We start from the raw sequence: 20,526 nt of genomic DNA, 5'->3' as shown, positions 1-20,526 counted from the left end.
GGTTTTTGTCTGAAAGAACATATCCTGGGGGCGCGGGTGGCCGGTTTTGTAGAATTGCGGGATATCCGCCTCACCTATGGCGGCGGGGAAACCGGTACGCTGGCGCTGGACGGGCTGACCATGTCCGTGAAGAAGGGCGAGTTTGCTGCTGTTGTCGGGCCTTCCGGCTGCGGCAAGTCTACGCTGATGAAGCTCGCCACCGGTCTGATGCGCCCCAATGCAGGCACCGTGGAAGTGGCGGGCAGGGAAGTCAGCGGTCCGGTGAATGTGGCCGGTATGGCCTTCCAGAATCCGTCCATGCTGCCCTGGCGCACCACCCTCGACAATGTGATGCTTCCGCTGGAGATCGTGCAGCCGCACCGCGCCCGCCTGCGCAAGGAAAAGGCCGCCTATGTGGCCAAGGCCGAGGCGCTGCTGTCGCTCGTCGGCCTCAAGGGGTTCGGTGCCAAGTTTCCCTGGCAGCTCTCCGGGGGCATGCAGCAGCGTGCCAACCTGTGCCGAGCGCTGGTGCATGATCCGGCCCTGCTGATGCTGGACGAGCCCTTCGGTGCGCTGGATGCCTTCACCCGTGAAGAGCTGTGGCAGGTGATGCGCGACCTGCATGCGGAAAAGGGCTTCACCACCATTCTCGTCACCCATGACCTGCGCGAAGCCGTCTATCTGGCGGACCGGATCTTCGTCATGAGCGCAAGGCCGGGCCGGGTGATCGTGGAACGCGAGGTCACCTTCCCGCGCCCGCGGCCCATTGATCTGACCTATGAGGCCGGATTCAACGACATCGTGCACGAGTTGCGCGGCTATATTGCAGAGGCGAGGGCGGCAGCATGAGTGAGCGCTGGATCAAGGCGGCCCCGTGGCTGTGGAGCATCGGGCTCTTTCTCATCTGGCAGGCGGCCTGCAGCGTCCTGAAGCTGCCGGTCTATATCCTGCCGTCGCCAATGGACATTTACGCTGCCACGGTGAAGTTCTGGCCGGCCATCTGGAAGAACTCGCTGCAGACGCTTTTCACCACCGTGCTCGGCTTCGCGCTCGCCGTCGGCGGCGGGCTGCTGCTCGGGCTTGCCATCGGCTGGAGCCGGGCGATCTATGCCGGACTCTATCCGCTGATGATCGGCTTCAACTCGGTGCCCAAGGTGGCTGTCGTCCCGATCCTGGTGATCTGGTTCGGCATCGGCACGGTTCCGGCGGTGCTGACAGCCTTCCTCATCGCCTTCTTCCCCATCGTGGTGAATGTGGCCACCGGCCTTGCCACCATCGAGCCGGAGATGGAAGACGTGCTGAGGGCGCTGGGCGCGCGCAAGATGGACATCATGCTCAAGGTCGGCATTCCGCGCTCGATGCCCTACTTCTTCGGCTCGCTGAAGGTGGCCATCACGCTGGCTTTCGTCGGCTCGGTTATCTCCGAAACGGTGGCTGCCAACTCCGGCCTTGGCCACATGATGCTGGCGGCGCAGTCGCAGTTCAACGTGCCGCTGGTGTGGGCAGGGCTGATGGCGCTCGCCGTGCTGGGCATCGTCATGTATGCCATCATGGCCTGGCTGGAAATGCGCATGACGGGCTGGGCGCACCGGTCCGGTTCGGCGCGCGCCTGAGACGGTTTTGCGATCTGAAAATGCTGTTTCTCACGTGATGCAGCGGCACGCGTGCGGCCGGTTCATTCCGGCTGTTCTGCGTTGCGGGCAGCTGCCGCCAAACATGATCTGGCTGTGCATTAACGCTTGACGCCTCAAGGCTTTACTGTGACGTTTCGGTGCTGTCATATTGGGCGTGGCCGGAGTTTCATGAAACTGTCACAAAAGAGAATCCGAACTGACATGCTGATGCTCTAAGGCGCATGTCTGAAGCCTTCGCCGCAATGAGCGAAGGGCGGCGGCAGGGCCGGGTGGCGCAGCGGGGCTGTCTCTCCATGGTTCTTCGGTGGTGCGGGCACTGTGCCTGCGAACCGCTGCCGCAGTGAACGGGTTCCCTGGCCAAAGGCCAAGAGGGCGACTGGTTGACACCGGTGGGGCAATGGTCTCTGCCGGAACAGTGAGGAGAAGCGAATGAGCATGAAAAAGACACTCGCTGCAGCGGTGAGCCTGGCGGCTCTCATGCAGGCCACTGCCGTGAACGCGCAGTCGATGGAAGAGATCATCGAAGGTGCCAAGAAGGAAGGCATGCTGACCACGATCGCTCTTCCGCATGACTGGTGCGGCTATGGCGACATCATCGCTTCCTTCAAGGCCAAGTACCCCTTCCTGACCGTCAATGAACTGAACCCGGATGCAGGTTCAGCCGACGAACTGGAAGCTGTCCGCGCCAACAAGGACAACAAGGGCCCGCAGGCTCCGGACGTTCTGGACGTTGGTCTCTCCTTCGGCCCGCAGGCCAAGGCCGAAGGCCTGATCCAGCCCTACAAGGTTTCCGTCTGGGACCAGATCCCGGCTGACGTCAAGGATGCCGACGGCTACTACTACGGTGCCTATTATGGGGTGATGTCCTTCATCGTGAACAAGGATCTCGTCGCCAACACCCCGGCCGAATGGGAAGACCTGCTGAAGCCGGAATATGCCGGTCAGGTGGCTCTCGCCGGTGACCCGCGCGCGTCCAACCAGGCGATCCTCGGCGTTCTCTCGGCCGGCATGGCCCAGGGTGCTGCCGCCGGCACGGCTTCCGGTGAAGCTGGCCTCGAATTCTTCAAGAAGCTGAATGATGCTGGCAACTTCGTTCCGGTCATCGGCAAGGCCGGCACGCTCGCCCAGGGCACCACGCCGATCATGGTGATGTGGGACTACAACGCCCTGACCGCCCGTGACACCCTGAAGGGCAACCCGCCGGTGGAAGTCGTCGTGCCGGCCAAGGGCACGCTGGCTGGCGTCTATGTTCAGGCCATCAGCGCCTATGCGCCCCATCCGAACGCTGCCAAGCTGTGGATGGAACACATCTTCTCCGACGAAGGCCAGAACGGTTACGTGAAGGGCTATTGCCACACCGCCCGTTTCAACCAGATGGTTGCCGAGAAGAAGATCCCGCAGGACCTGCTGGACGCCCTGCCGCCGGCCGGCCCGTATGAAAAGGCCTACTTCCCGACCATCGAAGAGCAGAACGCCAACAAGGAAGCTGTTGTTGGCGGCTGGGACAAGGTCGTTGGCGCCAACGTTCAGTAAGAACGTCTGACGCATGAGACTGTCCGGTCCCGGCCCTGCGGCCGGGACCGGTGCTCTACATTCCGAGTCAGCTGCCTGCGCGTGGCTGGCATGCGTTTCACAAGGCGACCTTGGGGGCTCAGCCTTATGACGAAACCGGCAAGGGCAAGCGCGTTCCGATTGAACCTCAATTGGCTCGGCCTTGCTCCCTTCACGCTTTTTGCGTTTCTTTTCCTGATCCTGCCTGCCCTTCAGATTGTGGTCGGGGCTTTTCAGACGCCCGATGGCAGCTTCACCCTTGAGAACATCCGCGGCCTGAACACGGACTCGATCAAGTCCTCCTACTGGGTGTCGATCCAGCTCAGTCTGGTGACGTCGCTTCTGGGATGCCTGATCGGTTTTGGCATGGCATCTGCGGTCATCCTCGGCGGGCTGCCGGCGCGGGTGCGTTCGGCGCTGATGACCTTTTCCGGCGTTGCCTCGAATTTCGCCGGCGTGCCGCTGGCCTTTGCCTTTCTCGCCACGCTTGGTCCGGTTGGCCTTGTCACCATCTGGCTGCGCAACGAATTCGGCATCAATCTGCGGGCAATGGGTTTCAACCTCCTGTCCTTCTGGGGGCTGGTGGTCGTCTATCTGTTCTTCCAGATCCCGCTGATGATCCTGATGATCGCCCCGGCGCTGGACGGCCTGAAGCGCGAGTGGAAGGAAGCGGCGTCGATCCTGGGCGCGACCTCCGTTCAATACTGGCGCATGGTGGCCATTCCGATCCTGTTCCCTTCCTTCCTCGGCACATTTGCGCTGCTTTTCGCCAATTCCTTCGGCGCCATTGCCACCGCCTTCGCGCTGGCCGGGCCGCAGTTCAACATCGTGCCGATCAAGCTGTTTGCGCAGATCCGCGGCGATGTTCTCGGCAATCCGCATCTGGGCTATGCGCTGGCCTTCGGCATGATCGTCATCACCGGCGTTGCCAACGGGCTCTACATCTGGCTGCGTGTGCGCAGTGAAAGGTGGCTCAAGTGAACCGTCTTCTTGCCTGGGGCACGCTCATTCTCGGCTGCATCTTCTTCGCCCTGCCGCTGATCGGCATGACGGAATTCAGCCTGCGTATGCGGCGCGATGCCTATTCCTTCGATGCCTATGTGGCTGTTCTGGCCGACAGCCGCTTTCAGGAGACCTTCGTCTACTCTGTCTCCATGGCGCTGGCGACGATCATTGCCGGGGTGCTGCTGGTGGTGCCGACAGCCTTCTGGGTGCGGCTGAAACTGCCCGCCGCCCGGCCGTGGGTGGAATTCATCACCCTGCTGCCGCTGGTGATCCCGGCCATCATCGTGGTCTTCGGCTATATCCGGCTCTACAACACCTCGTCCTTCCTGCCGCTGACGGGCAGCATCTGGGGCACCAACATCCTGCTCATGTGCGGCTATGTGATGCTGGCGCTGCCCTATATGTACCGCGCGGTGGACACGGGGCTCAGAACCATAGACGTGGCGACGCTGACGGAAGCGGCCATGAGCCTTGGCGCCGGTTGGACGACGATCCTGTTCCGGGTGATCCTGCCCAACGTGCTGATCTCGGTGCTTTCCGGTGCTTTCCTGACCTTTGCCATCGTCATCGGCGAATTCACCATGGCAGCGCTTCTGAACCGTCCGGCCTTCGGACCGTTCATGGCAAGTCTTGGCATCAACCGTGCCTATGAGCCGGCGGCGCTGGCGGTAATCGCCTTTGCCATCACATGGGGCTGCATGGCGCTGATCCAGCTGGCCGCCCGCTTCTCCAAACATCTACAGGCTCGACGCTGATGGCTTTTCTCGAACTCAAGAACCTGCAGAAGTCCTTCGGGCTCAACACCGTCGTGAAGGATTTCTCCCTGTCCGTCGGCGCCGGTGAATTCATCTCGCTGCTGGGGCCGTCCGGCTGTGGCAAGACGACGGTGCTGCGCATGGTCGCCGGCTTTGAAACGCCGACCACCGGCGTCATCGAGATCGGCGGGCAGAACGTCACCTACGCCAAGCCGAACGCCCGCAACATCGGCATGGTGTTTCAGGCCTATGCCCTGTTCCCCAACATGACGGTGGCGCAGAACGTTGCCTTCGGCCTGAAGATCAAGGGTGTGTCCCGGGCCGAAACCGATGCCCGTGTGGCGGAGATGCTGAAGTTGATCGGCCTGCCGGATCTGGGCGGGCGGTACCCGTTCCAGCTGTCGGGCGGCCAGCAGCAGCGCGTGGCACTGGCCCGTGCGCTGGCGCCGCGTCCCAATGTGCTTCTGCTGGATGAGCCGCTGTCGGCGCTGGACGCCAAGATCCGCGTCAGCCTGCGCAACGAGATCCGCGAGATCCAGAAGGAACTGGGCATCACGACAATCTTCGTCACCCACGACCAGGAAGAGGCGCTGTCCATGTCGGACCGCATCGTCGTCATGTATGGCGGCGTGGCCGAGCAGGTGGGTAATCCCTTCGAGATCTACAGCCATCCCCGAACGCAGTTCGTCGCCAATTTCGTCGGCACGCTCAACACCTTCGAGGCAAAGGCCGTGGATGGGGAGAAGGGCATCGTCAGCCTTGCCGGGCGTCAGATCACGCTGACGGAGGGCGGCCTTGCTGCGCGCAAGGATGAGGCGCTTTCCGTGGCGCTGCGGCCCGAGGCACTGCATCTGGGCCGTGGCAGCGGCGATGACATTCTTCTGCCTGCCACGGTGGAGGATGTGCATTTCATGGGGGCGATCATCCGCCTGAAGCTGGATGTGGCGGGCACGAAAGTGTCGCTCGACACCTTCAACCGCAGCGATGCACCGCCCCCGTCCGCAGGCTCCACAGTCGAAATCGGTTTCGCCCCGCGCGACCTGATCGTGCTGCAGGGCTGAGGAACAGAAAAAGGGCGGCCGGGTGCCGCCCTTTTGATTATCCCTTTGAAATCATCCAGTTGAGGATGAGGCGCCAGTCGGTCATGCGGATCGGGGTGCCGTGGGTGCCGGTCTCGAACAGGGTGAAGCGGACCGGGTATCCGGGGGCCTTCGCGCGGAACTGCTCGAAGAACTGCACCTGTTCCTCCCAGTTGTAGACCTTGTCCCAGCTGCCGTGGCCCATGTAGATGGGCACGCGCAGGGCCGGGTCCTTCAGGGTGCGGCTGGCGAAAATGCTCTCGTCTTTGGGCGAGCCGAAGAACAGCAGGCCCGAGAGCTTGCGCGCGGTGGCCGGGGATTTTGCAAAGTTCCAGCACAGGATGCCGCCCATGGAGCCGCAGGCCACGAAGATCTTTGCGCCCGGCGAGTTTGCGGCATAGGCATCGATGATGGCTTCCACATCCTTCGTGCCTTCAGCGCCGAAGTCCGTGAAGTCGGGCGTGATGTAGACACCGCCGTTGCGCGACATCAGGTTCTTGATGCGGTTGAAGTTGCCGCCGAAGGTGACGTCATTCATGCCCTGAAAGCGGTTGCCGCCCTGACCGTGAACATAGATCACCACATAGGCTGCGCCGCCCTTTGTCTTGCCGGCCGCCATGTACTTCACCGTCCGGCCATTGGCTTTCAGTTCCATGTCTTCCTGGCTGCTGCGCGGCTGGTAGGAGACATAGTTGCCCCAGACCTCGCGCTCCGGCTCCTTGTCGCGCTGGTGAATGTCGCGGGCCTTGTCATAGGCCACCACTTCAAAATCACCATCATGGTAGCTGTTGAGCAGGCCCGGATAAGCGAAAAGGTCATCCTTGTAGGGGGTAAGGGACCGGGCGGCCGCAGGGGCAAGGGAAAGGCTTGTGGCCACAAGAAGGGCACTCAGTCCGGCAAGGAAGCGGGAAGGTCTTGCGGTCATTGCGGCATCCGGTTGAAATCGGCGCTGTATCCGTCACCCGCCTCACGACGTTGCGCAGAGGGACCGGACATGCAGCTCATGGTGCCAAGAGATAGCGGCGGGGGCGGAGCCTGACAAACGATTAATGGCAGTTTTGAACACGCAGTCCCCTCGCAAAGGAATACTCGCGAATTTGTTTTGTGTGTTCCAGGTTGGGTGATTGATTCTCGTCTTTGGTTGCAGTTCCTGTTTCATATGCTAATGGTGTTTGTGCCCGACATCTGTCGATTCTGTTGCGTTAAGTAGGTATTAATAACAGTAAATTGCATTTTGCGGGCCGGTTATGAATTTGTTAACCATGGAGTATTGTAATCACTCCCGGGAGAGGCAGCCGGCAGCGCGCCACCTGCCGCAGATCCAGGAGAGACCAGATGCCCGTTATTTCCTTCGCAAATGCCAAAGGCGGGGCCGGCAAGACGACAGCGGCATTGCTGCTGGCAACGGAAATTGCCGAAAGGGGGATGACCGTCACCATTTTTGACGCGGACCCGCAGCGCTGGATCTCCACCTGGTCGGACCTGCCGGGCCGTCCGGCGAATATTTCAGTCCAGAGCCAGCTGACGCCGGCCACCATCACGGAACAGATCATCGAGGCGTCTGCCGTCAGCGACTACGTGATCGTTGATCTGGAGGGGACGGAGAATCTGCTCGTCGCCAACGCCCTTTCCGTGTCCGATCTGGTGGTCGTGCCGATCCAGGGCTCGTCCATGGACGCAAGGGGCGGGGCCAAGATCCTGCGTCTCATTGCCAAGCTGGAAGAAATCGTCCGGCACGAGATCCGCCATTGCGTCGTGCTGACCCGCACCAATGCCGCCGTGACAACGCGCGCGCTCAAGGCGGTGCAGGATCATCTCGCTGTCAGCGGCATTGAAGTGCTGATGACCGCAATTGTCGAGCGTGCCGCCTATCGCGACATGTTCGAATTCGGCGGCAGTCTCGCAACGCTCGACCCCAAGCTGGTGACCAATCTCGACAAGGCCCGCGACAACGCGGCTCTGTTTGCGGCCGAAGTGCTGGAGCGCATCGAAGTGCGCCAGCAGCGCCGCTGGTACGACTGGTTCAAGAAGGCTTCGTGAGGGGCTTTTCAGCTTTCCGGAGGCGGCGCTGATCATGAGGCGCCGCCGCTTGATGTGGAGTTCTCCTTTGGAGGAGAAGCCGCTCCGCTGTCATCCCGGTTTGCTGCACAGCAGCAAGACCGGGAACCAGTACGCCAGGCGGTTACGATGGCGGAAGCTGGGGTTACTGGATCCCCACCTGCGTGGGGATGACAGCTTGATGACTGATTTTGCGCCTGGGCAGTCTCACCAAGAGCCGCTGATGGTCTTCAGCAGGCTTTAGGACGCCCGCATCGGATGGAAGAAACGTCCTCTTGTACCTAGGCGCTATTACGCCTTGAAAATCCTCAAGCCCCTCCCTGCCAGACCTTGATGGCCTCCAGCGGATAAAGCAGCATGATCACGTTGAGGGTCAGGTTGTCGCGGATGACCCAGAGGGCGATCAGTTCGAAAGCGATGGCGGCAGCAACTGTGACCCAGACCGGCATGCGGGCGGCGAACCAGAAGCCGGCGAGCATCCAGAGGATATCGGCGATCGAATTCAGCACGCTGTCGCCGGTGTAGCCCACAGCAATGGTGGCCTCGCGGTAGCGGTCGATGACCCAGGGGCTGTTCTCGACGATTTCCCAGGCCGCTTCGATGACGATGGCAAGCAGTGCCTTTTCGCCCAGCGGACGGGCGCGCATCACGAGCCAGGCCAGTCCAAAGAACAGGAAGCCGTGGATGATGTGTGAAGGGGTGTACCAGTCGGCAATGTGCTGGGAGGAGCCGGAGACATCGCTCGCCGGGGTCCAGAACTTGACGTAGCCGCATTCGCAGATGGGAATGCGGCCCATGGCGAGCAGGATTGCGGCGGTGGCGGCCAGAAGAACGAGGCCGGTAATGAAGGAAGCACGTGCGGACAAATGGATCTCCTGTTGAAACTGCCCATATCATCCTTAGCCGCAGGCGCTTGCGCTGGCCAGAGGCGCTGCGTGACGGCTCGGGGCAGGGGGGGGGCGGGAAGCGGCGGGAAAGCCTTATTCTGTGCTGGCATTCTGGCGCTGCTGGCTCTATGACCTTGCGCCAATGACAGTCCCAGCCAGCTGAAGCCTGCGGCCTGGCGCGTCCGCGCTGCCTTGTTCGCCCACGCTTCGCCTGTGCCCCGCCTCTCGCCAAGGAGCCGACCATGACCGCCCCCTATCTGACCCGCCGTACCTTTGCGATCATCTCGCATCCGGACGCCGGCAAGACGACGCTGACGGAAAAGCTTCTGCTTTCGGGCGGTGCCATCCGGGCGGCCGGTCAGGTGCGCGCGCGCGGCGAGCGCCGCCGCGCCCGGTCGGACTGGATGAAGATCGAGCAGGAGCGCGGCATCTCGGTGTCCTCGTCCGTGATGACCTTCGAGCGCGGCGGCATCATCTACAATCTGCTCGACACGCCGGGCCACGAAGACTTCTCCGAAGACACCTACCGCACACTGACGGCCGTGGATGCCGCCATCATGGTGATCGACGCGGCCAAGGGCATCGAAACCCAGACGCGCAAGCTGTTCGAGGTCTGCCGCTTGCGCGACATTCCGATTATCACTTTCGTCAACAAGATCGACCGTGAAGGCCGGCACGCGCTGGAGATCCTCGACGAGGTGCAGGAGGCGCTGGCGCTGGACGTGTCTCCGATGACCTGGCCGGTGGGCATGGGCTCGGACTTTTTCGGCATCTATGACTGGCAGCGCAAGACGTTCCAGACCTCGTCCGGCGAACGCGGCGGGCCTTACGCCCGCACGCTGGAGGTTGCCGGCCTTGAGGACCCGGTGCTGACGGACTGGGTGTTCGACCGCATCATGGGCGAGCTGGCGGAGAATGTTGAACTGGGTACGGAAGGCTACACTCCGTTTGACCGGGAAAGCTTCCTCGAAGGGCATCTGACGCCGGTGTTCTTCGGCTCGGCCCTGCGCGATTACGGCATCAATGACCTGCTGGATTTCATTGCCGAATATGCGCCAGCACCCCACTCTCAGGCGGCAACGGGCGGGCGGACGATCAGCCCGGATGAGCCGGATGTGACGGGTTTCGTCTTCAAGGTGCAGGCCAACATGGACCCCAAGCACCGCGACCGCATCGCCTTCGTGCGCCTGTGCTCGGGCACTTTCAAGCGCGGCATGCGGCTGAAGCATGTGCGCGCGGGCAAGAGCATTGCCGTTTCGGCGCCGATCCTGTTCTTCGCAGAGGAGCGCGAAATTGCGGATGAGGCCTATCCCGGCGACGTGATCGGAGTGCCGAACCACGGCCAGCTGCGCGTGGGCGATACGCTGACAGAGGGCGAGGAAATCCACGTCACCGGCCTGCCGGCTTTTGCTCCGGAAGTGCTGCGCCGCGTGCGTCTGTCGGACACCATGCGCGTCAAGCAGATGCGTCAGGGCCTTTCGGATCTCGCGGAAGAGGGGCTGGTGCAGATCTTCAAGCCGGATCTTGGCTCTAACTGGATCGTCGGCGTCGTCGGCATGCTGCAGCTCGATGTGGTGGTGGACCGCCTGAAGAACGAATACAGCACCGAAATCGGCTTCGAGACAGTGCCCTATACGACGGCGCGCTGGATCGAGTGCAATGATCCGGTCAAGCTGCAGAAGTTCATCGAGGCCAACCGCATGAGCGTGGCTCTCGACCGCGACGACAAGCCGGTTTTCCTGTTCAAAAGCGGCTGGGAAGTCAATTACGTAGGGGAAAAGAATCCCGATATCGGTTTCCGTGAGACCCGCGAGATTGTGCATAGTGCCTGATTGTTGATCCTGCCACCGGAAAGACTGAGCCTCTTTGCAGGTAGTCACTCGAATTGTATTTCATTGTTATAAGTGCCGATCAAAGCCTTTCGAGAGACTAAGATTGTCGTAACATCTATCCCGCATCATTCCGTCTGGTTTGGCATGTTCACCACATGCCCCAAAGAGGGATTGCAGGATGCGTGTTTCCGGGAAGCTGCTGAGTATTTTCTCCGCGATGGCTGCAGTCGTTGTTGTGACGGGCGTACTGACTTTCATACAAAGTGCCAGACTGGCAGACCAGGGGCTTCACGTCGGAGAAAGGCTCGCGCCTCTGGCTGATGCTGCGATGGAAATCAAGCTGACGGCGACACGTGCCCATCTGATCTTCGAGGAGATCATGACCGGGGACGAGGGCGAGGACGTCAATGAGGTCTGGGACCTTATGCAGGAAGCGCGCTTCTTCGCCGGTGCCATTCTGAATGGCGGCACCAATGATGAGGGCAGGTTTTTTCCCACGGAGTCGGGGGAAGTGCGCCGCGTGATGCAGGCTGTCCAGAAAGAAGTCGATACGTTTGAGAAGGTCGCCCGCGAGCGTTACATGAATGTCGGCAAGGACATTGCCGGCAGCAACGCTGACGAAGTGTTTGACCAGGCGTTCGACATGCTGATCGCAGAGGCGGACAAGGCGGAAGAACTGATCAAGGCAGAGATGGCTGAGGGGATCGCCGGTCTGCAGGCCACCGCCAGTGCCGTTGCGCTGGTGCAGATGATCTCGATTGGTGCGACCCTTTTTGCCGCCATTGGCGGCTGGCTGTTCCTGCGCTCGCGCATTGCCGTGCGGGCGGATGAACTGGCGGCAACGGCCGGTGCCCTGTCGCGCGGAGATCTGTCCCACCGGCTGCCGGAATGGTCCAGCGCGGATGAACTGGGCGATCTGCGCGATGCTCTTGCCGGGTTCCGCCAGTCACTGATCGAGCAGAATGAGCTTGCCGAGACCGTGCGCAGGCGAGAGGACGAGACGCAGGCCGAGAAGGCCGAACTCATGCGCCGCCTTGCCGAGGACTTCCGTGCCACGACCGGCAGCTATTTCGATGCCCTGCAGAATGCGGCGGTGGAACTGAGCCGCGATGTTTCGGCGATGGACGCGACGGCCCGTCAGAGCAGCGGCATGGTGAGTGCCGCCGCCGATGCCGCGCTGCAGGCGTCCTCCAACGTTGAAACGGTCGCCGCTGCCTCCGAGGAACTGTCTGCCTCGATTGGAGAAATCACCCGGCAGGTGACGACGACAGCCCAGGTGGTGGATGATGCCTCCCGCCAGGCGGAAGCCACGAACCAGAAGGTGACCAGCCTTGCGGTCGCGGCCGACAAGATCGGCCAGGTGGTGACGCTCATCCAGGAGATTGCCGCCCAGACCAACCTTCTGGCGCTCAACGCCACCATCGAGGCGGCGCGGGCCGGCGAGATGGGCAAGGGCTTTGCGGTTGTGGCATCCGAGGTGAAGCAGCTGGCCTCGCAGACCGCCAAGGCCACGGACGAGATCTCCAGCCAGATTTCAGCCATTCAGGCATCGACGGATGATGCGGTTCTGGCGATCGAGAAGATCACCGAAATCATGCGCACCATTGATGAACATGCCGAATCCGTCAGCCGCTCCGTCGAGCAGCAGGGGCAGGCGACCGCGGAAATTGCTTCCAATGCGCAGGTCACCTCCGCCCGCACCTCCGAAGTTACCGGCAACATGGAACAAATGCGCAGCGCGGTGGCGCAGACGAATGAGACTGCGGCCCGGCTCATGACCTCCTCGCATGCGGTGGGCAGCCAGACGGATGCCCTGCGCCGTGCGGTGGATGACTTCGTGCGCAGGCTTGCCGCTGCGTGATCTGCCTGCAGGCGGCGCAAGGCGGCTTTGACCTTGCCCGCTGCGGCTTGTATGAGTGCGGATGAACCGGCCGGGCGGCAGTGCAGAACTGCCGCCCGCCTGCATTGAAAGCGCCGCCATGTCCGATCCTGTCCTTGAAACGCTCCTCCTTCCCTTTCTGAACGGCACGCTGGACTTGCCCAAGGCGCGGGGCAGCATCCTGTTTCTGCGTGCCCGCGCGGGCGCGGATATGAAGGAACTGCCCGAAGGCGCGCTGGTGCCGGTGCAGAGCTTTGCGCCCGACCGGGATGCGCTGGCCGCAATGGGCCACACGGTGCTGCATCAGGCCGAGGGCGAGGGCTATCCGCTGGTGCTGGTGCTGCCGCCGCGCCAGAAGCAGGAAGCCCGTGCCCTGCTGGCCGATGCCGTGCGCCGTACAGCGCCGGGCGGGCTGATCGTGGTCTGTGCCACCAATGCGGAGGGCGGCAAGGCGCTGGAGGGTGATCTTGAAAGCCTTGCCGGTCTCGACGGCAAACTCTCCAAGGCCAAGTGCCGCGTTGCCTGGACCATCAAGGATGAGGCCCGCGTCAACGGCGCGCTGGTGGCCGAATGGGTGGAACTGGACGCGGTGCGCCCGATCCTTGACGGGCAGTTCCTCAGCCGTCCGGGCGTTTTCGCCTGGGATCATATCGATGCCGCTTCCGCGCTGCTGGCGGCCAATCTGCCGTCGAGCCTTTCCGGCGAAGGCGCGGATCTGGGGGCGGGCTTCGGCTATCTCTCGACTGAAGTTCTCAAGCGCTGTGCCAAGGTGACGGGGCTCGATCTTTACGAGGCCGAACAGCGGGCGCTGGATCTGGCGCGGGAGAATGTGACGCCGCTGGCTACCGGCCGCCGCCTCGGCTTCCACTGGGTGGACGTGTCCAAGGGGCTGAACAAGACCTATGACTTCATCGTCACCAATCCGCCGTTCCACCAGACCGGCAAGGCCGGACGGACGGATATCGGCCAGGGCTTCGTGCGGGCAGCGGCGCGGTCCCTGAAGCCGGGCGGGCATCTGTGGCTCGTCGCCAACCGGCATCTTCCCTACGAGGGCGTCATCAATGAAGTCTTTGCCGAGGCCATCATGGTGGCGGACGAGGGCGGCTACAAGGTGATCCACGCACGCAAGGCACGCGGCCGATGAGACTGGTCAAGCTTCTCGCCAATCTCGGCTACGGCACCCGCAAGGAAGTGCAGATCGCCATTCGCAACGGCTGGGTGACCGACCGGGCCGGTCAGCGGCTCAAGGCCGATTCCAAGACCGCCCATGAGGACATCCTGTTTGACGATGAGCCTCTGGATCCGCCGCAGGGCATGATCCTGCTGCTCAACAAGCCGGTGGGCTACACCTGCTCGACCAAGGATCAGGGGCGCCTCGTCTATGACCTGCTGCCGGACCGGTTCCGCTACCGCAAGCCGGTGCTGTCCACCGTTGGCCGCCTCGACCGCGAGACAACCGGCGCACTGCTCTTCACCGATGACGGCACCTTGCTGCACAAGATCATCTCGCCCAAAGCCGAGGTGCCCAAGGTCTATGAGGCCGAGCTGGACAGGCCCTTGCAGGGCACCGAGGCCGAATTGTTCGCCTCCGGCAACATGATGCTGGAGAGCGAGGACAAGCCGCTGAAGCCTGCCGAACTGGAAGTTCTGACCCCGCAAAAGGTGCGGCTGACGCTGCACGAGGGCCGTTACCATCAGGTCCGCCGCATGTTCGCCGCCACCGGCAACCACGTGAACACCCTCTCCCGCATCCGCATCGGCCATCTGGGACTGGACGGCGTCGAAGAAGGCAAGTGGCGCCTCCTGGATGCCACGGACGTGGACAAGGTGTTCGGAACGGTTTGAGGAACGTGCGGCAGAACAGATCGGCCTGCCGCACCCTCAACGGCGCCTGTTCCGTCAGGGGCAAGCCGTACCTTGCGCCTGGCGTACGGGCACCGGCCGGTGCGAGGCATCCACTGCGACCATGACGAACTGCCCTTTCGCGGCCAGTTGCCTTTCTCCCGTCAGCAGGCCTTCGAACCACAGATCCACCTCGACATGAATCGAGGACCGTCCGACGGAAGCTGTCCGCGCCACTGCCTCCACGATTGCCCCAAGGGCGACGGGGTGGTGGAAGTCGATCTGCCTTGTTGCTGCCAGCACTGTGAGCCTGCCGCTGAGGCGCGAGGCGGTGATGAAGGCTGCCTTGGTCATGAAGGCAAGGGCGTGGCCGCCGAACAGGGCACCATTGCCATTGACCTGATCTGCAAAGACAATATCCGCCATGCGAAGTTCGTCAGGCTTGGCAGGGGCTGCCTCTTCCGTCAGGGGCGGAAGGCTCCAGCCGGCAGCTTTTCCTTCACCGGGCAAGGCAACCATGTGGAACACACCCGCCGTGCAGAGATGACGCTCGCCGCCCAGAATCGTCTGGGCAGCCATCTTCACTTCCACAGTCAGGGACCGGCGCCGCACCTCACGGATGGAAGCGTCAAAGGAGACGATCTCGCCCACATGCGCGGGCTTGTGAAAACCCACATTTTCGCAGGAGGCCGTAACGAAAGGCACACGGCCGTGACGGCTGGCAGCGATGAAGGCGATCCGGTCCATATAGGCCAGCCCGGCACCGCCGAAGAGTGTGCCATGGTGGTTGGTGTCGCCCGGAAAGACGATCTCCAGCAGAGTGGCGATCGGGGCTGGCGCGTGCGCCAGCCCTTCCTGTGGGGTTGAAGTTGAAACAGCGGTGGCCGTCATGCTGCGTCTCCGCCTTGCGTCCGGACACCTGCCGCACGGCGCAGGGCGCGGGCTGCCTCAACCATGTTGATCAGGGCCGGGCGGACTTCATCCCACTTGCGTGTCTTCAACCCGCAATCCGGATTGACCCACATCTGACCGTCGCGCAACCGCTGGCGCGCGAGGCCCAGCAGGGTTTCGATCTCGCCGATGCCCGGAATGCGGGGCGAGTGAATGTCATAGATGCCGGGGCCGATCTCGTTCGGGTAACCCTGTGATGTCAGGGCATCCAGCAGTTCCATCCGCGAGCGGGAGGCCTCGATGGAGATGACATCCGCATCCATGGCGATGATGGCGGGAAGGATGCCATTGAACTCCGAGTAGCACATATGGGTATGGATCTGGGTCGAGTCTCCCGCCTCGCTGCAGCAGATGCGGAAGCAGCGGATGGCCCAGTCGAGATAGTGATCCCAATCCCTGCGGCGCAGCGGCAGTCCTTCCCGCAGGGCTGCTTCATCGATCTGTATCATCGAGGCCCCGGCGGCCTCCAGGTCCGACACTTCATCCCGGATGGCCAGGGCGATCTGCCGGCATACCGTCTCGCGTGGCAGGTCGTCGCGCACGAAGGACCAGTTCAGGATGGTCACCGGACCGGTCAGCATGCCTTTGACCGGCTTGCCTGTCTGGGACTGGGCGAAGCGCCACCAGTCCACAGTCATGGGAGCGGGCCGGGAGACATCGCCATAGATGATGGGCGGGCGCACGCAGCGGGAGCCATAGCTCTGCACCCAGGCATTGCGGGTGAAGGCAAAGCCTTTCAGCTGCTCGCCGAAATACTGCACCATATCGTTGCGCTCGAACTCGCCATGAACCAGCACATCAAGGCCGATTTCCTCCTGCCAGCGGATGGCTGCGGCGGTCTCGCGCTTGAGGAAGGCTGTGTAATCCTCACCCGTCAGCTTGCCGCGCCCATGCAAGGCACGGGCCTTTCGTACATCTGCCGTCTGCGGGAACGAGCCGATCGTGGTGGTTGGAAAGAGCGGCAGCGGATTGCGGGTGCGCTGCAGCACCTGCCGCAAGGCAAAAGGCGCGCCGCGCAGATGCTGACCCGTGCCGAGGGACTGCACTCTTGCCTGCACGGTGGGGTCGCTGACCCTGTGGGACCTGCTGCGCGTTGCAAGGGCTGCCGCCGCCGTGTCAAAGGCCACCGGCGTGCCGCCGTCAAGCTGGCTGCCGCCGCTGGCCCGGGCAGCGAGAGCGTTCCGCAAGGCTGCAAGCTCGCCCAGCTTCTGCGTGGCAAAGGCGAGCCAGGAGGCAAGCTCCTGATCGAGGTCCGTTTCAAGCGCGAGATCTACCGGCACATGCAGCAGGGAGCAGGACGGTGCGATTTCGATGCCGCCGGGCCAGGTGGCTGCCGCGCTGATGCGGTCGAGGCATCGGGCGAGATCCGCACGCCATACATTGCGCCCGTCGATGATCCCCAGTGACAGGCGCAAATGCTCCGGCGCACTGGCCAGCAAGGGGGCAAGGGTCTGTGGTGCGCGGACAAGATCCACATGCAGTCCGGCAACGGGCAGGGAAAGGGCCGTTTCGAGGTTGTCCTCAAGCCCGCCGAAATAGGTGGCCAGCATCAGGGAGAGGCCGGGAACCTCTGCGGCGAAGTACCGGTATGCCTGCATCAGCGCTTCTTTCTCGATGCTGGAGAGGCTGTTCACAAGGCAGGGCTCATCCATCTGCACCCAGTCTGCGCCTGCCGCCTTCAGCTCCTTGAGGATCTGGCCATAGACCGGCAGCAGCTTATCCAGCAGCGCGAGAGAGGCTGATCCGTCACGCGTCTTGGCAAGCGTCAAGAAGGTCACTGGCCCCAGAATGACGGGCCGCGTATGAATTCCCAGTGCGGCGGCTTCCCGGAAGTGCTCCAGCGGCTTGTTGCCGGTCAGGCTGAATGTTTGTCCTGCGTGCAGTTCCGGCACCAGATAATGGTAATTGGTGTCGAACCATTTGGTCATTTCCAGCGCAGGCTTTGCCTCTGAGCCATCAGAAGACTGGCCGTTGCAGCCGCAGAGGTGGCTGCCAATGCCGGCAGAGCCTCTGGCAAGGGCGAAGAGTGTGGTAAGGGAGGCCGGCCCTCCGGTCCAGCCATAGCCATCCGGGATTGCCCCGGTCATCACTGCCAGATCAAGTACATGGTCGTAGAGCGAGAAATCGTTGGACGGGATGATGCTTATTCCCGCCTCCCGCTGATGCTGCCAGTGGGCGGCGCGCAAGGCGCGGGCCTTGGCCTGCAGGGCGGTTTCATCAGATTTGCCTGACCAGAAGTCTTCCAGAGCAAATTTGAGTTCGCGCTGTCTGCCAATTCTCGGAAAACCGAGGTTTGCGGTCTGTATGCTCATTTCCTTACCCCGAAGGTTGCGGGCAAGGTATGGGCATGACGCAAGACAGCCTGAGCACGCGCATGTGTGTGCCGGGCGGAACAGGCGCACGCCGGGACACCCCGCCCGAGAACGTTATCTACCGTGGCAGGTCTCCTGGCTTGCAGGTCATCACGGCCATTCGTCTTCCCGGGGCGTCTTCCCCAGTGACATGGTGAACGGCAGCTCGCTGCTTACAGTTGCGGGGGCAGCTCCGGCATGGGTACATCACTGCACCGCACCGGATTCCCTCTTAGCTCCGGATCATTGATCCGCAGAACCACGATGAAGGCAGTGTTGCTGCAATATGTGCGCGTGTCAATGATATAAAGATATCTTTATATCGAGCGCATCAAAGCGGCAGCGTCACCGTGGCGGTGAGGCCGCCTTCGGGGCGGTTGGTGAGGGTGATGGTGCCGCCGTGGGCGTGGATTAGGGAGCGGGCGATGGCAAGGCCGAGGCCGATGCCGCCCGTTTCGCCGCTGCGGGATGTCTCCAGCCGGACGAAGGGCTCGAACACGTCGCCCATCCGGTCTTCCGGAATGCCGGGGCCGTCATCCTCCACGCGGATGATGACTTCACGCTGGCCCCCTTCCACGAAGATGCGGGCCGAGCCACCGTAGCGGATGGCGTTTTCAATAAGGTTGCGCAGCGCACGCTTGAAGGCAAGCGGACGGCAGGGCAGGGCAATGGCTGGCGCCATCGGGTCCCTGTCTGCCGCCATCAGGCGCACATCATGGCCCATGTCGGTCTGGTCGCCCGCAAGGCTTTCCAGCACGGCCATGAGGTCCACCGCTTCACGCTGTTCGCTGACGGCTTCGTCCCGGGCGAAGGCGAGGGTGGCTTCCGTCATTGCTGCCATCTCGTCCAGCGTGGCGATGATCTTCTCCCGGTTCTCGTCATCGTCGATGAACTCGGCCCTAAGGCGCAGGGAGGTGATGGGGGTGCGCAGGTCGTGGCTGATGGCGGCCAGCATGCGCGTGCGGTCTGCCACGAAACGGCTCAGCCGGTCCTGCATGGCGTTGAAGGCGGAGATGGTGCTGCGCAGCTCGCGCGGGCCAGCCTCGGGCACCGGCGGCACGTCTTCGCCCCGGCCCAGCCGGTCGGCTGCATCGGCCAGCTGGCGCAGAGGGCGGGACACTTGCCGGATGGTGAAGGCAACGATGGCGATGATGGCCAGCGCCATCAGGCCCATCTGCAGGACCAGCGTGTAGAAGGCGCCGGGCGGGGGCGGCCGGTGGCTGGTGAGCACATTCAGCCACTGGCCATCTGCCAGAGGCACGGAAAATTCGATGGCGATCAGCCGGTGGCGCAGCCGCTCCTCGCGCCTGCGCTCGCGTTCCTCAAGCTTTTGGAGGCTTGTCTCCCTGGTCTCTTCGCGCTTCTTCCACTCCTCGCGCGCCGGCTTTTCGTTTCTTCTGTCAGGCCCTGTGCCCGCTGCGCTGAGTGAAGCCCGGATGCCGGGGTCCTGACCCAGTTCCTCGGCAAGGGCACCTGCCAGGCGCCGCTCGGCGCCAGACTGGGGCGTGCTGGCGACAAGCGGTTCGCTGTCTACCCAGAACCGGGTCATCGCAGAGCTGGTCGCCTGCAGCAGCTGGCTGCGGGTCGTCCCGCCCGCAGTATCCAGCAGGGGCACGAGTGAAGCCGTGCGGACAATCACCCCGTCGCCGATGGCCTCATAGACCGCCAGCCGGCGCTCCCCGGCAAAGAGCCAGATGGAAACCGCCTGGCTGCCGATGAGGGCAATCAGAAGCAGCGCGATGAGCTGGCCGCCAAGGCTGCGCGGCCAAAGGCGCCGGAGAAAGGTGGCAGACTTGCGGAAGAAGGCGGGCGCGGTCATGCCTCAAGCTCCTCCACGGCGGCTGTGAACATGTAGCCGCCGCCCCAGACCGTCTTGATGATGCGCGGCTCCTTCGGATCTTCCTCGATCTTGCGGCGCAGGCGGCTGACCTGGTTGTCGATCGACCGGTCGAAGACGCCAGGCGTGCGCCCGGTGGTCAGGTCCATCAGCTGGTCACGGGTCAGCACCATGCGCGGCCGCTTGAGGAAAGCAAGCAGCAGCTGGAATTCGCCGCTGGACAGCGCGACGGGCGCACCCTGCGGGTCAAAGAGTTCACGCCGCGCCGTATCCACGGTGAAGCCTTCAAAGACGAGGCGCTCCTGCGTAACCGGATCGCGCGGCTTGGGCACGCTCGCGGTACGGCGCAGGACAGCCTTGATGCGGGCCAGCAGCTCGCGCGGGTTGAAAGGCTTGGTGACATAATCATCCGCACCGATCTCCAGGCCGATGATCCGGTCGGTGTCCTCCGCCATGGCGGTGAGCAGGATGATGGGCGGGCCATCTGAATCAACCAGACTGCGGCAGAGGCTGAGGCCATCTTCGCCGGGCATCATGACATCCAGCACGACCAGATCGATGACGGCGGCCTTCAGCGCCTTGCGGGCAGAAGCTGCACTTTCCGCGGCCGTCGCCCGGTAGCCGTTCTTCACCAGATAGCGGGCCAGCGTTTCCCGGATATCGCGGTGGTCGTCGACCACAAGAATATGGGGGCTTGGCTCACTCATCACGCTGATTCCGGTTCACTGTTCTCTGCCGGCGGGCTGATGCCGCCGTTCTTCATCCTCTAGGTAGCGCCATTTTCCGCGCCGGGGCAGGGGAAAGTGTAACAGTCTGTCGCAGGAGGCCAGACCTGTCACAGGTCACGACACTTGGGCCTCCTGCCCGCCCTAATCCGGCGCGGATC

At 62.9% G+C, this 20,526-nt stretch carries 17 protein-coding genes and 1 riboswitch; of the genes, 11 read left to right on the top strand and 6 right to left on the bottom strand.

The window, feature by feature from the left end; translation table 11 throughout:
- The first annotated feature begins 36 nt into the window (after positions 1-36).
- The 6 genes from H163_RS0102160 (at position 37) to H163_RS0102135 (ending at position 5,985) form a co-directional block, all read left to right on the top strand.
- Positions 37-828, top strand: a complete 792-nt coding sequence (locus tag H163_RS0102160; protein ID WP_026355356.1) for an ABC transporter ATP-binding protein — start codon at positions 37-39, stop codon at positions 826-828.
- Positions 825-1,592, top strand: coding sequence for an ABC transporter permease (locus H163_RS0102155; RefSeq protein WP_019962899.1), 768 nt, complete (start codon positions 825-827; stop codon positions 1,590-1,592). The genes H163_RS0102160 and H163_RS0102155 overlap by 4 nt, the downstream gene beginning before the upstream one ends.
- 498 nt (positions 1,593-2,090) lie before the next feature.
- Positions 2,091-3,146, top strand: coding sequence for an ABC transporter substrate-binding protein (locus tag H163_RS0102150; RefSeq protein ID WP_051105312.1), 1,056 nt, complete (start codon positions 2,091-2,093; stop codon positions 3,144-3,146).
- A 126-nt stretch (positions 3,147-3,272) separates the two neighbouring features.
- A complete protein-coding gene (locus tag H163_RS0102145) occupies positions 3,273-4,145 on the top strand; it encodes an ABC transporter permease (protein ID WP_026355355.1) in 873 nt (290 codons plus the stop codon).
- The gene (locus H163_RS0102140) at positions 4,142-4,924 is read left to right on the top strand and encodes an ABC transporter permease (protein WP_019962896.1); all 783 of its coding nucleotides are present in this window, start codon (positions 4,142-4,144) and stop codon (positions 4,922-4,924) included. Before H163_RS0102145 ends, H163_RS0102140 begins: the two co-directional genes overlap by 4 nt.
- Positions 4,924-5,985, top strand: coding sequence for an ABC transporter ATP-binding protein (locus H163_RS0102135; RefSeq protein ID WP_019962895.1), 1,062 nt, complete (start codon positions 4,924-4,926; stop codon positions 5,983-5,985). Before H163_RS0102140 ends, H163_RS0102135 begins: the two co-directional genes overlap by 1 nt.
- Before the next feature lie 37 nt (positions 5,986-6,022).
- Here the strand turns inward: H163_RS0102135 and H163_RS0102130 are convergent, their stop codons facing one another.
- Positions 6,023-6,928, bottom strand: coding sequence for an alpha/beta hydrolase family protein (locus H163_RS0102130; protein ID WP_019962894.1), 906 nt, complete (start codon positions 6,926-6,928; stop codon positions 6,023-6,025).
- A 410-nt stretch (positions 6,929-7,338) separates the two neighbouring features.
- Between H163_RS0102130 and H163_RS0102125 the strand changes: the two genes are divergently transcribed.
- The gene (locus H163_RS0102125; RefSeq protein WP_019962893.1) at positions 7,339-8,043 is read left to right on the top strand and encodes a ParA family protein; all 705 of its coding nucleotides are present in this window, start codon (positions 7,339-7,341) and stop codon (positions 8,041-8,043) included.
- 326 nt (positions 8,044-8,369) lie between these two features.
- On the opposite strand, the gene H163_RS0102115 is transcribed toward H163_RS0102125, so the two are convergent.
- Positions 8,370-8,927 (bottom strand): DUF2585 domain-containing protein, encoded by a 558-nt coding sequence (locus tag H163_RS0102115; protein ID WP_019962891.1) that lies wholly within the window; start codon positions 8,925-8,927, stop codon positions 8,370-8,372.
- Positions 8,928-9,190: 263 nt separating this feature from the next.
- Between H163_RS0102115 and H163_RS0102110 the strand changes: the two genes are divergently transcribed.
- The 4 genes from H163_RS0102110 to H163_RS0102095 all read left to right on the top strand — a co-directional run bounded on the left by H163_RS0102110 (position 9,191) and on the right by H163_RS0102095 (position 14,504).
- Positions 9,191-10,780 carry a peptide chain release factor 3 gene (locus tag H163_RS0102110; RefSeq protein WP_019962890.1) on the top strand — a complete coding sequence of 530 codons (1,590 nt, stop codon included), beginning with the start codon at positions 9,191-9,193 and terminating at the stop codon, positions 10,778-10,780.
- 328 nt (positions 10,781-11,108) lie between these two features.
- On the top strand, positions 11,109-12,641 hold the full coding sequence (locus H163_RS22010; RefSeq protein WP_051105299.1) for a methyl-accepting chemotaxis protein: 1,533 nt from the start codon (positions 11,109-11,111) through the stop codon (positions 12,639-12,641).
- A gap of 118 nt (positions 12,642-12,759) precedes the next feature.
- Positions 12,760-13,803, top strand: a complete 1,044-nt coding sequence (locus H163_RS0102100; protein ID WP_026355354.1) for a class I SAM-dependent methyltransferase — start codon at positions 12,760-12,762, stop codon at positions 13,801-13,803.
- Entirely contained in the window at positions 13,800-14,504 is a 705-nt protein-coding gene (locus H163_RS0102095; protein ID WP_019962887.1) for a pseudouridine synthase, read from the top strand. The genes H163_RS0102100 and H163_RS0102095 overlap by 4 nt, the downstream gene beginning before the upstream one ends.
- Positions 14,505-14,558: 54 nt before the next feature.
- Here H163_RS0102095 and H163_RS0102090 read toward each other — a convergent pair whose 3' ends face one another.
- From H163_RS0102090 to H163_RS0102075, 4 genes are all read right to left on the bottom strand, one after another.
- Positions 14,559-15,392, bottom strand: coding sequence for an acyl-CoA thioesterase (locus tag H163_RS0102090; protein ID WP_019962886.1), 834 nt, complete (start codon positions 15,390-15,392; stop codon positions 14,559-14,561).
- Positions 15,389-17,764, bottom strand: coding sequence for a 5-methyltetrahydropteroyltriglutamate--homocysteine S-methyltransferase (metE, locus tag H163_RS0102085; protein ID WP_019962885.1), 2,376 nt, complete (start codon positions 17,762-17,764; stop codon positions 15,389-15,391). The genes H163_RS0102090 and metE overlap by 4 nt, the downstream gene beginning before the upstream one ends.
- Before the next feature lie 108 nt (positions 17,765-17,872).
- A riboswitch (cobalamin riboswitch) is annotated at positions 17,873-18,082 on the bottom strand.
- Positions 18,083-18,134: 52 nt separating this feature from the next.
- Positions 18,135-19,622, bottom strand: coding sequence for an ATP-binding protein (locus H163_RS0102080; protein ID WP_019962884.1), 1,488 nt, complete (start codon positions 19,620-19,622; stop codon positions 18,135-18,137).
- Positions 19,619-20,347, bottom strand: coding sequence for a response regulator (locus H163_RS0102075; RefSeq protein ID WP_026355352.1), 729 nt, complete (start codon positions 20,345-20,347; stop codon positions 19,619-19,621). Before H163_RS0102075 ends, H163_RS0102080 begins: the two co-directional genes overlap by 4 nt.
- Positions 20,348-20,526: the final 179 nt, after the last annotated feature.

The organism is Pannonibacter phragmitetus DSM 14782 (genome assembly GCF_000382365.1).
Lineage (GTDB): Bacteria > Pseudomonadota > Alphaproteobacteria > Rhizobiales > Stappiaceae > Pannonibacter > Pannonibacter phragmitetus.
Note: the sequence above shows the minus strand (reverse complement) of the source record. Positions and strands in the feature narration are given on the sequence as shown.

Coding starts and splice junctions, on each gene's coding strand:
- metE (WP_019962885.1), bottom strand. CDS start 17,764: ATGAGCATACAGACCGCAAACCTCGGTTTTCCGAGAATTGGCAGACAG.
- H163_RS0102100 (WP_026355354.1), top strand. CDS start 12,760: ATGTCCGATCCTGTCCTTGAAACGCTCCTCCTTCCCTTTCTGAACGGC.
- H163_RS0102135 (WP_019962895.1), top strand. CDS start 4,924: ATGGCTTTTCTCGAACTCAAGAACCTGCAGAAGTCCTTCGGGCTCAAC.
- H163_RS0102130 (WP_019962894.1), bottom strand. CDS start 6,928: ATGACCGCAAGACCTTCCCGCTTCCTTGCCGGACTGAGTGCCCTTCTT.
- H163_RS22010 (WP_051105299.1), top strand. CDS start 11,109: ATGGAAATCAAGCTGACGGCGACACGTGCCCATCTGATCTTCGAGGAG.
- H163_RS0102155 (WP_019962899.1), top strand. CDS start 825: ATGAGTGAGCGCTGGATCAAGGCGGCCCCGTGGCTGTGGAGCATCGGG.
- H163_RS0102145 (WP_026355355.1), top strand. CDS start 3,273: ATGACGAAACCGGCAAGGGCAAGCGCGTTCCGATTGAACCTCAATTGG.
- H163_RS0102125 (WP_019962893.1), top strand. CDS start 7,339: ATGCCCGTTATTTCCTTCGCAAATGCCAAAGGCGGGGCCGGCAAGACG.
- H163_RS0102075 (WP_026355352.1), bottom strand. CDS start 20,347: ATGAGTGAGCCAAGCCCCCATATTCTTGTGGTCGACGACCACCGCGAT.
- H163_RS0102090 (WP_019962886.1), bottom strand. CDS start 15,392: ATGACGGCCACCGCTGTTTCAACTTCAACCCCACAGGAAGGGCTGGCG.
- H163_RS0102080 (WP_019962884.1), bottom strand. CDS start 19,622: ATGACCGCGCCCGCCTTCTTCCGCAAGTCTGCCACCTTTCTCCGGCGC.
- H163_RS0102110 (WP_019962890.1), top strand. CDS start 9,191: ATGACCGCCCCCTATCTGACCCGCCGTACCTTTGCGATCATCTCGCAT.
- H163_RS0102095 (WP_019962887.1), top strand. CDS start 13,800: ATGAGACTGGTCAAGCTTCTCGCCAATCTCGGCTACGGCACCCGCAAG.
- H163_RS0102150 (WP_051105312.1), top strand. CDS start 2,091: ATGCAGGCCACTGCCGTGAACGCGCAGTCGATGGAAGAGATCATCGAA.